Below are 9,262 nucleotides of genomic sequence, written 5' to 3'. Positions count from 1 at the left end.
AGGTCATGAGAGCCGGGCGGGCCCAACCGGTCGAAGTAGCCGATGGTCAGCACCGTCCTGAGCAGACCGTCACTGTTTCGCCACCAACTCCGGCTGTTGCCCGCCATCCGCTCCGCTACGGTTCGCGCGGCGCCGCGGGCTTTGCGTTCCCGGTAGATCGTGCCTGCCCCCTCCATTGCCTGAGCTGGATGGCCCGCAGGCGATGGCGCAGCCATTCATCCACCCTCACGCAGTTGCGCTTCGCTTCGTTCGTCGTGATCAACTTACGGCGGGACTTGCACCCGCAGGAGGGCGCTCATGTTGAGCGCACGTGAAAAAGGCCGGCGCAGCGGCCGGCCTTGGTGCTGGGGCTGCGGGCCGCTCAGCTGCGCGTCAGCGAGGCCTTCAGCATCGCGCTCAGCATGTCCTGCATCTCGAGCACATGGGCTCGCGTCTCGACCGACAGGCCCGGCCGGGCGGCCGCCGCACGCAGGTCGTTGACCAGCAGGTTGGCGTGCCAGCGCGCCATCGAGAACGCATCGGCGTAGACCGTCGCGCCATTGGTCGAGCGGTTCAGCTGGGCCTGCAGGCGGCGCAGGTATTCGCGCTGCAGGCTGCGGCGCATGCGGTCGATCTCGGCGCCGGTCTTGAGCTCACTGAAGATCGCGCCCTGCAGCGTGCCATAGACCTCGCTGAGCGAGACCGCGCCCTTGCGCTGGGCCTCGGGCAGGTAGGCGCCCTGCTCGATGAGGCGGCGCGCCGTGTTGGACGACATCAGGCGATCCAGCACGCGGGCCTGCAGCGCGGCGACGCTGTCCGGGATGGACAGCGGCAGGCCGCGATCCCACTCGTTGTAGTCCAGCGTCTGCGTGACGAGGAACTCGGGCTTGAACTTGAACGAGTCGCTGGACATCAGGCCGGCAGCGATGAAGCGCAGAGCCTCGCGCTGCTGCGCGTTGTCCACGGGCTTGAAGGCCGGGCCGCTCGTGACGCCAGGCACCACGCGCTCGGCCAGCATGCCGCCCACGTACTTGCTGACGTTGTGGGCAGCAAGGCCCAACTGGCGGAAGGACGCGGCCACGGAGCGGCGGTTGCGCAGCGGGTCGTCGCCGACTGCGGCCGGGCGCGATTGCACGCGCTCCCACAGCTCCTGGCTGAGCTTGAGGCGCTTCTTGGCATAGGCCAGCGGATCGTCGCCCAGGTCGAACTGGTTGGCGCGCGGGTCGAAGCCGTCGTAGGGGCCGCCGACGCCCTGGTCGAAGTCATCCGCGTAGGCCAGCTTGGGCTCGGTGGAGCGAGCCGCGATGCGGGCCAGCTCGGCCGCTTCCTGCTCGGCAGCGATGGGCTTGTAGGCGTACTCGATTGCCCAATAGTCGTAGGCGCCCAGCGTGGTGTTGGTGAGGGTGGTCTTGGCCTCGCCCTTGAGCGGCAGGTTGTAGGCGTTGTAGTCCATCACCGAGTTGGAGATGCCATGGGCGTCGGTATAGGCCTTGTCCTTCAGCTGGGCCTGGGTGACCGTCGTGGACGACTTGAAGTTGTGCTTGAGGCCCAGCGTGTGGCCCACCTCGTGCATCACCGTGTCCTTGACGACAGCCTGGGCCAGCGCCTCGGCCTCGGGGCCGTCCATCTCCAGGCCGTCGCGCAGGGCCAGCAGGTCCAGTGCGAAGCCCAGTTCCGTGGCCTTCTCGGCCATGTACTGGCAGCGCTGCTCCTCGGCCAGCGCCACGCTGCGCTCGCCCATCCAGCCGTCATGGCCATGGTCCAGCGCGCTGGGCGGCACGTCGTCGACAGCCAGGCGCCGCGAGCCGCGGCCGAAGACGTCGCTCATGCCGATGTCTGCGTCCAGGATCTCGCCGGTGCGCGGGTCGCGGTGGCTGGGGCCGATGGCAAAGCCCACGTCCGAGCCGGTGAACCAGCGGATGGACGCGTGGGTGGCGTCCATGTTGTCCCAGTCGGCGTCATCGGGCTGCTGCTTGGCGACCACGGCGTCCTTGAAGCCGATCTTCTCGAAGGCCTTGTTCCATTCCTCGATGCCGGCCTTGACCGACTCGCGGTACTTGGCAGGGATGTTCTTGTCCAACCAGTAGACGATGGGCTGCACCGGCTCGGACAAGGCCGCGCTCGGGTCCTTCTTCTCCAGGCGCCAGCGGGCCACCATGTGCACGCGCGGGTTGGCCTTGAGATCGTCGCCGAAGTCGCTGTAGCTCTCGGTGAAATGTCCCAGGCGCGGGTCGGCCTGGCGCACGGCGGCCGGCGCCTCGGGCAGCGCGCGGAAGCTGTAGACAAAGCTGAAGAACATCGAGCGCGGGTCCGGCGTGGCCTGGGGCGGCGTCGGCATGGGCACCGGCAGCGGCACCAACGGCGGCGCAGGGATGCGCGCCGTGGCGAAGTGCACGCGCGAGGTCAGCGTCGAGATCTGCGCGTCAGCGCGCGCGGCCTCGATGAAGGAGTTGGCGCGGTCGGGCGCGTAGGGCAGGCGGTAGGCCGCCTCCAGGCGCGTGGAATAGCCGGGGATGTCGCTCAGCAGCAGTCCGCTGGCGTCCACCAGTACGGACTTGCGGTCCGGGTGGTCGGCGCTGGCCACCGGCGTGCCGGCGATCAGGCTGGGCGAGAAGGCCTGCTCCATGGCCAGCTTGCCGGCAGGATTGACGGCACGGAACTTGGTGTTCAACGCGATCAGCTGCACCTGGTTGCCGATGCGGCGCCACTCGGCCAGTTCCTTGCCGATCATCTGGCTTGCATACAGGCCGCGCTCGCCGACGGAGTTCGCGACGTTGACGCTGAACAGGAAGGGCTTGTTGAAGGCGTCCTTGGGAATTTCGATCCAGACCTTCTCGTCCTTACGCCAGATCGGGAACAGGCCCGGCAGCTCCTTGGCGCCCTTGATGACGTCGGCAAAGGGCCTGGGGGCGGCGGCAGCAGCAGCAGCAGCGGGCGCCGAGGCGGCACCGGCGGGCGGGGTCTGGGCTTGAGCAACCGCGGCGAGCGCGAGCAAGGTGGCGGTGGCCAGGGCAGTGCGAGGCATCGGAATCATGGGTAACGGGTCCGAGGATTGGAAAAGGCCGGGACTGTGGCGGGCAGCGACACTCCCGTCAATGGAATTCCCCCTGCGTCGCGGTGGCGCACGGGCCCAATTCAAAACTTCCGTCATGGACCTCACACATCTGCTCTATTTGCATGGCTTTCGCTCCTCGCCGGCCTCGGCCAAGGCGCGCCGCATGGCGGCCTGGGCGGCCGGGCAGCCGGGTCTGAACTTCGCCTGCCCGCAGCTGCCGCCCTCGCCACTCGAAGCCATGGAACTGGTGGCCGGCCTCGTGGCCGGCTGGCCGGCACGGGGCGTCGCCGTCATCGGCAGCTCGCTTGGCGGCTTCTACGCGACCACGCTGGCCGAGCAACCCGCCCACCGCGACTGGCGCGTGGCGGTCCTGAATCCGGCCGTGGACCCTGCTCGCGACCTGTCCCGCCACATTGGCACGCTGACAGCTTGGCACGACCCGGCGCTGAAGTTCGACTTCACGGCCCGGCATGTGGCCGAACTCTCCGCGCTGACGCCGCCCGCGCGGCTGACGAACCCGGCGCGCTATTACGCGCTGATCGCCAAGGGCGACGAGCTGCTGGACTGGCGCGAGATGCTGGCCCGATACGCCGGCTGCGACGGTGAGGTGCTGGAAGGCAGCGACCATGGCCTGACGGACTTCGAAGATCACTTGGCCGGCGTGGTCGGGCACCTGCTGGCGTAAGGGACAATCGCCCGCTTATGTTTGCGCTGTTTGATGACGCCGGGAAATTCCTCGCCGGCCGGGTGATGTCCGAGGCCGACGCCTCGCTGCAGGTGGAACTGGACTCGGGCAAGCGGGTCAAGGTCAAGGCCGCCAATGTGCTGCTGAAGTTCGAGCAGCCGGCGCCCGCCGTGCTGCTGGCGGAGGCCCGCCAGTTGGCCAACGACATCGACCTCGACCTGGCCTGGGAGTTCGCGCCCGAGGGCGAGTTCGGCTTCGCCGACCTGGCACGCGACTACTTCGACGCCAAGGCCGGTGTCGCGCAGCAGGCCGCCGCGCTGTTCCGCCTCTACGACGCGCCGCACTACTTCCGCCGCGCCGGCAAGGGCCAGTTCAAGAAGGCGCCCGAGGAAACGGTCAAGGCCGCGCTGCTGGGCATAGAACGCAAGCGCCAGCAACAGCTGCAGATCGAGGCCTGGGCCGAGGAGCTGTCCAGGGGCGCCTGCCCCCAACCCATCCAGGACCAGATCTACAAGATCCTCTTCAAGCCCGACAAGAACGGCCCCGAGTACAAGGCCGTCGTCGAGGCCAGCAAGCGCTCGCACAAGGCACCGCTGGACCTGCTGCAGGCCGCGGGCGCCATCACCAGCGCCTACCAGTTCCACTGGAAGCGATTCCTGTTCGAGAACTTCCCCAAGGGCACTGGCTTCCCGGCCCTGAGCGCGCCGGAGATCAAGGAAGAGCTGCCGCTGGCGCCGGTGCGCGCCTTCTCCGTCGACGACTCGCAGACCACCGAGATCGACGACGCTCTCTCCGTGCAAGGCCTGGGCACGGGCACGGTGGTCTTCGGCGTGCACATCGCGGCGCCGGGCCTGGCCATCGCGCCGGACTCGGCCGTCGACAAGGTGGCCCGCGAGCGTCTGTCCACCGTCTACATGCCGGGCTGGAAGATCACCATGCTGCCCGACGACGTCGTGCAGGCCTACACGCTGATCGAGGGCCGCGACTGCCCGGCCGTGTCCATCTACTTCACGCTTGACGAGGCGACGTTCGAGGTCAGGGCACGCGAAACCAAGCTGGAGCGCGTGCCCATCGCCGCCAACCTGCGCCACGACAAGCTCGACGGCATCGTCACCGACGCCACGCTGTCCGGCGCGGCGCCGGCCGACTACGCCTTCGCGCCCGAGCTGGCCTTTGCGTGGCGCCTGGCCAAGCACCTGAAGGCGCAGCGCGAGATCGTGCGCGGCAAGCCCGAGACCTTCAACCGCCCCGACTACAACTTCCGCCTCGCCGGCGAGCGCACCGAGGCGCCCAACGGCAGCGAGGCCATCGAGATCGGCGTGCGGGCCCGTGGCAGTTCGCTGGACCTCATCGTGGCCGAAGCCATGATCATGGCCAACTCCGCCTGGGGCGGCTGGCTGGCCGAACTGGGCCTGCCCGGCATCTACCGCAGCCAGGCCAGCCTGGCGCCTGGCATCAAGGTGCGCATGGGTGTCAAGGCGCTGCCCCATGCGGGCATGGGCGTGGCGCAATACACCTGGGCCACGTCACCGCTGCGACGCTATGTGGACCTGGTGAACCAATGGCAGATCATTGCCTGCGCCCGCCATGGCAAGACGGCCGCGCTGGCGGCGCCCTTCAAGCCCAAGGACGCGCAGCTGTTCTCCATCATCTCGGGCTTCGAGTCCGCCTACGCGGCCTACAACGGCTTCCAGAACGGCATCGAGCGCTTCTGGACGCTGCGCTGGCTGCAGCAAAACGGCAGCACCGAGCTGACCGCCGCCGTCATGAAGGACGGCCTGGTGCGCGCCGACGAGCTGCCGCTTGTCTTCAAGGCGCTGGGCTGCGAGGGCCTGCCGCGCGGCAGCCATGTGAAGGTGCGCATCACCGGCCTGGACGAGATGACGCTGGACGTGCATGCGACGCTGATCGAACGCCTGGACGAGGCAGCGGTGGCCGAGGAACCGGAGGGCGACGAGGACGAGCTGGAGGCCGCCGCAGCACCGTTGGCACTGGCCATCGACGTCAACGAGGCCGAGCCGGCCGACGCCCAGAGCTGAGATGCGCCGGCCGAGCACGCTGCAGATCGCGCTCGCGTTTTCGCTCGGCGTGCATGTGGCGCTGCTGAGCCTGCGCATCGCCGCGCCGGAGGCCTTCAACCGCATCTTCCAGGACACGCCGCTGGAGGTGGTCCTCGTCAACACGCGTTCCAGCGAGGCGCCGGCCAAGGCAGCGGCGCTGGCCCAGGCCAATCTCGCCGGCGGCGGCGATCGGGAAAGCGGTCGCGCGACGTCGCCGCTCCCGCCCGCGCGGCAGCGCGAGGTGGGCGACTCGGCCGAAGCGCAGCACTCGCAGATCGCCCAGTTGCAGCAGCAACAGCAGCAATTGCTGACGCAGGTGCGGCGCGAGCTGGCCCTGCTGCCGCCGCCCGACCCCAGGCGCGAGAAGAGCGACGCTGCCGAGCGCGCGCTGGCCGAGAAACGCCGCCAGCTCGTCGAGCTGCTCGCCGAAATCGAGAAGCGCGTCAACGCGGAGAACGCCCGGCCGAAGAAGCGCTATGTCAGCCCTGCCACGCGCGAGGTCGTCTACGCCCAGTACTACGATGGCCTGCGCCGCCGCATCGAGGAGCGCGGCACGCGTGACTTCCCCGAGTCCCACGGCAAGAAGCTCTACGGCGAGCTGACGATGAACATCCACATCGACCACAAGGGCCGCGTCATCGAGACCGAGATCGTCGCTCCGAGCGGCAACTCCACGCTGGACAAGCGCGCCATCGCCATCGTGCAGGCGGCGTCTCCCTTCGGCAATTTCAGCACCGAGATGCTGCGCGGCGCCGAGGTGCTGGTGATCACGTCGCGATTCAGGTTCACGCGCGACGAGGGGCTGGCGACGGCTTTGACGGGACAGCCATGACGGATCGATATGCAGTGGTGGGGAATCCGGTCGAGCACAGCCGCTCGCCGGCCATCCACGCGATGTTTGCGGCCCAGACGGGCCAGGACCTGACGTATGAACGGCTTCTGGCGCCGCTCGACGGCTTCGAGGCGACGCTGCGACGCTTTGCCGCGGCCGGCGCGCGGGGCTGCAACGTCACGGTGCCGTTCAAGTTCGACGCCTTCGCACTTGCCACCAGCCGCAGCGCGCGGGCGGAACGCGCCGGCGCCGCCAACGCGCTGCGCTTCGATGCGGACGGCTGGGTGGCCGACAACACGGACGGCGCCGGCCTCGTCAACGACATCCAGCGCAATGCCGGCCGCCCGCTCGCCGGGCTGCAGCTGCTGCTGGTGGGCGCCGGCGGCGCGGCGGCCGGCGTACTGGGCAGCCTCATCGCCGCCGGACCGGCGCGCATCACCGTCGTGAACCGCACGCTGGACAAGGCGCTGGCGCTGGTGGCCGGCCATGCCGACCTCGGCGTGCCTCTCGCCGCGGCCACACTGGCCGATGCGCCGGCGGCCCAGGACGTCGTCGTCAACGCAACGAGCACCAGCCTCGCCGGTGCCGCCTCTCCGGTGGGCGCCCAGGTGCTCAAGCCCGGCGCGCTGGCGCTGGACATGATGTACGGCCCCAAGGCGCAGGGCTTTCTCGACTGGGCCGCCGCCCACGGCGGCGAGCCGCGTGACGGCCTGGGCATGCTGGTGGAGCAGGCGGCCGAGGCCTTCTTCTTCTGGCGCGGCGTGCGCCCTGACACGGCGCCGGTGCTTGCCGCGCTGAGGGCTTCGTCGTGATCCGCCACGTCGGCCGCCTGCTCGCCGTGCTGGCGCTGGCCACGCTTTGCCTGCAGCTCTGGTTCGCCGGCCGAATCGCGCTGATGCGCTTCATCGCGCCGCAGTCCACCAGCTTCCAGCGCAGCGAGGCCATCCGCCTGCTCGGCGAGAAGCACCAGGTCGCCTGGGCCCAGCAATGGGTGGACGACGCCCAATTGCCGACCACGCTCAAGCGCGCCGTCATCGCCAGCGAGGATGACTCCTTCGCCGACCATGGCGGCGTCGACTGGGAGGCCCTGAAGGGCGCCTGGAAGAAGAACGAGAAGGCGCAGGCCCGTGCCCAGGCACGCGGCAAGACGTCGGCCAAGGTCATAGGCGGCTCGACGATCACGCAGCAGCTGGCAAAGAACCTGTTCCTTTCCGGCGAACGCACGCTGCTGCGCAAGGGCCAGGAGTTGGTGCTGACGCTGATGCTCGAAGGCCTGCTCGACAAGCGCCGCATCCTCGAGATCTACCTGAACAACGTCGAATGGGGCGAGGGCCTGTTCGGTGCCCAGGCCGCGGCGCGCCATTATTTCCACGTCGACGTGGCCCGCCTCGGCGCCTTCGAGGCCGCGCGGCTGGCGGTAATGCTGCCTGCGCCCAAGCGCTTCGAGCGCCAGCCGACCTCGCCCTATGTGATGGGCCGGGCGGGCCTCATCACCGGCCGCATGAACAGCGCCCAACTGCCATGAGTGATTCGGAAGAAATCGCCGCCGCCGCCGCGCGGCTCATCGTCGATGAAGGCATGGACTGGGGCCCCGCCAAGCAGCGCGCCGCCCGCGACCTCGGCGTGCCGCGCGCCGCACTGCCCGGCAACGACGAGGTCGAGGACGCGGTGCGCGAGCACATCGCGATCTTCCACGCCGACACACAGCCGGCCGAGCTGCGCGCGCTGCGCGAGCTGGCTGCGCAGTGGATGGCGAGGCTGGCGGAGTTCCGCCCCCATCTGGCCGGCGCCGTCTGGCGTGGCACGGCGACGCGCCTGTCCAACGTCCACCTGCAGCTCTTCTGCGACGATGGCAAGGCCGCGGAGATCGCGCTGCTCAACCGCGGCCTGAACTTCGACGTGGCCGAGACCACTGCGGGCCGGGGTCGGCCGGTGGACATGCTCGTGCTGGACGTGCCTTGCCCCGCCCTCGGCGAGAGGGTGACGCTGTGCCTGACCATCCTGGACTTCGACGACCTGCGCGGCGCGCTCAAGGCCGACGCCCGTGGCCGGACCGAGCGCGGCGACCTGCCGGCGCTGCAGAAACTGCTGGACGAAGAGACATGAACCCCATCACCCGCCGCCTCATGCTGGCCGGCACCGGACTGGGCGCTGCGGCGCTGGGCGCCGCCTTCGCCTGGCGCCGCATGCACCCGCCAGCCGCCTCCGCCGTGGCCCAGGCCTTCTGGGCACGGCGCTTTCCCGGCCTGGACGGCAGCGAGCTGGCCGTGGCCCGCTGGCGCGGCCGACCGTTGCTCGTCAACTTCTGGGCCACCTGGTGCCCGCCCTGCGTGAAGGAGCTGCCGGAGATCAATCAGTTCTACAACGAGGCCAAGGGCCGCGGTTGGCAGGTGCTGGGCCTGGCGGTGGATCAGGCCGAGCCGGTCAAGGCCTTTCTGCAGAAGACGCCGCTGGACTTCGCTGTCGCGCTGGCCGGGCCGGAAGGCCTGGGACTCGTGCGCGAACTGGGCAATCCGGCCGGAGGCCTGCCGTTTTCCGTCGTCTTCGACGAGACGGGCGAGATCAGCTGGCGCCGCCTGGGCGTCAGCCGGCTGGAAGAGCTCAGGCAGTTGGCCGCGCACTGAGGGCGGGAGGCTCGCAGCCCGTGGGCG

8 protein-coding genes and 1 pseudogene are annotated in these 9,262 nt (G+C 69.5%); 7 read left to right on the top strand and 2 right to left on the bottom strand.

The annotated features are described in order from the left end of the window. Positions 1–215 (bottom strand): annotated as a pseudogene (locus tag JOY88_RS06185) (hypothetical protein); the annotation flags it as partial. Between the two features lie 146 nt (positions 216–361). Continuing rightward, complete coding sequence (locus tag JOY88_RS06180) at positions 362–3,004, bottom strand: zinc-dependent metalloprotease (protein ID WP_293501244.1); 2,643 nt, start codon at positions 3,002–3,004, stop codon at positions 362–364. 124 nt (positions 3,005–3,128) lie between these two features. Here JOY88_RS06180 and JOY88_RS06175 point away from each other — a divergent pair, with 124 nt between their 5' ends. The 7 genes from JOY88_RS06175 to JOY88_RS06145 are packed head-to-tail and all read left to right on the top strand — an operon-like array spanning position 3,129 to position 9,235. Next, positions 3,129–3,719: a YqiA/YcfP family alpha/beta fold hydrolase gene (locus tag JOY88_RS06175; RefSeq protein ID WP_293501242.1), complete on the top strand. Its 591-nt coding sequence runs from the start codon at positions 3,129–3,131 to the stop codon at positions 3,717–3,719. A gap of 17 nt (positions 3,720–3,736) precedes the next feature. Then, on the top strand, positions 3,737–5,758 hold the full coding sequence (locus JOY88_RS06170) for a ribonuclease catalytic domain-containing protein (RefSeq protein WP_293501240.1): 2,022 nt from the start codon (positions 3,737–3,739) through the stop codon (positions 5,756–5,758). A 1-nt stretch (position 5,759) separates the two neighbouring features. Further along, positions 5,760–6,611, top strand: a complete 852-nt coding sequence (locus JOY88_RS06165; RefSeq protein WP_293501238.1) for a TonB family protein — start codon at positions 5,760–5,762, stop codon at positions 6,609–6,611. Then, the gene (gene aroE / locus JOY88_RS06160; RefSeq protein WP_293501236.1) at positions 6,608–7,423 is read left to right on the top strand and encodes a shikimate dehydrogenase; all 816 of its coding nucleotides are present in this window, start codon (positions 6,608–6,610) and stop codon (positions 7,421–7,423) included. Before JOY88_RS06165 ends, aroE begins: the two co-directional genes overlap by 4 nt. Beyond that, positions 7,423–8,136, top strand: coding sequence for a monofunctional biosynthetic peptidoglycan transglycosylase (gene mtgA / locus JOY88_RS06155; RefSeq protein ID WP_293501249.1), 714 nt, complete (start codon positions 7,423–7,425; stop codon positions 8,134–8,136). The genes aroE and mtgA overlap by 1 nt, the downstream gene beginning before the upstream one ends. Further along, positions 8,133–8,717 (top strand): hypothetical protein, encoded by a 585-nt coding sequence (locus tag JOY88_RS06150; RefSeq protein ID WP_293501234.1) that lies wholly within the window; start codon positions 8,133–8,135, stop codon positions 8,715–8,717. The genes mtgA and JOY88_RS06150 overlap by 4 nt, the downstream gene beginning before the upstream one ends. Beyond that, complete coding sequence (locus JOY88_RS06145) at positions 8,714–9,235, top strand: TlpA family protein disulfide reductase (RefSeq protein ID WP_293501232.1); 522 nt, start codon at positions 8,714–8,716, stop codon at positions 9,233–9,235. The genes JOY88_RS06150 and JOY88_RS06145 overlap by 4 nt, the downstream gene beginning before the upstream one ends. Positions 9,236–9,262 lie beyond the last annotated feature (27 nt).

It is taken from the genome of Roseateles sp. (assembly GCF_019237615.1).
In the GTDB taxonomy this organism is placed as follows: Bacteria; Pseudomonadota; Gammaproteobacteria; order Burkholderiales; family Burkholderiaceae_C; genus Pelomonas.
Note: the sequence above shows the minus strand (reverse complement) of the source record. Positions and strands in the feature narration are given on the sequence as shown.

Coding starts and splice junctions, on each gene's coding strand:
- JOY88_RS06145 (WP_293501232.1), top strand. CDS start 8,714: ATGAACCCCATCACCCGCCGCCTCATGCTGGCCGGCACCGGACTGGGC.
- JOY88_RS06165 (WP_293501238.1), top strand. CDS start 5,760: ATGCGCCGGCCGAGCACGCTGCAGATCGCGCTCGCGTTTTCGCTCGGC.
- JOY88_RS06175 (WP_293501242.1), top strand. CDS start 3,129: ATGGACCTCACACATCTGCTCTATTTGCATGGCTTTCGCTCCTCGCCG.
- JOY88_RS06180 (WP_293501244.1), bottom strand. CDS start 3,004: ATGCCTCGCACTGCCCTGGCCACCGCCACCTTGCTCGCGCTCGCCGCG.
- JOY88_RS06170 (WP_293501240.1), top strand. CDS start 3,737: ATGTTTGCGCTGTTTGATGACGCCGGGAAATTCCTCGCCGGCCGGGTG.
- aroE (WP_293501236.1), top strand. CDS start 6,608: ATGACGGATCGATATGCAGTGGTGGGGAATCCGGTCGAGCACAGCCGC.
- JOY88_RS06150 (WP_293501234.1), top strand. CDS start 8,133: ATGAGTGATTCGGAAGAAATCGCCGCCGCCGCCGCGCGGCTCATCGTC.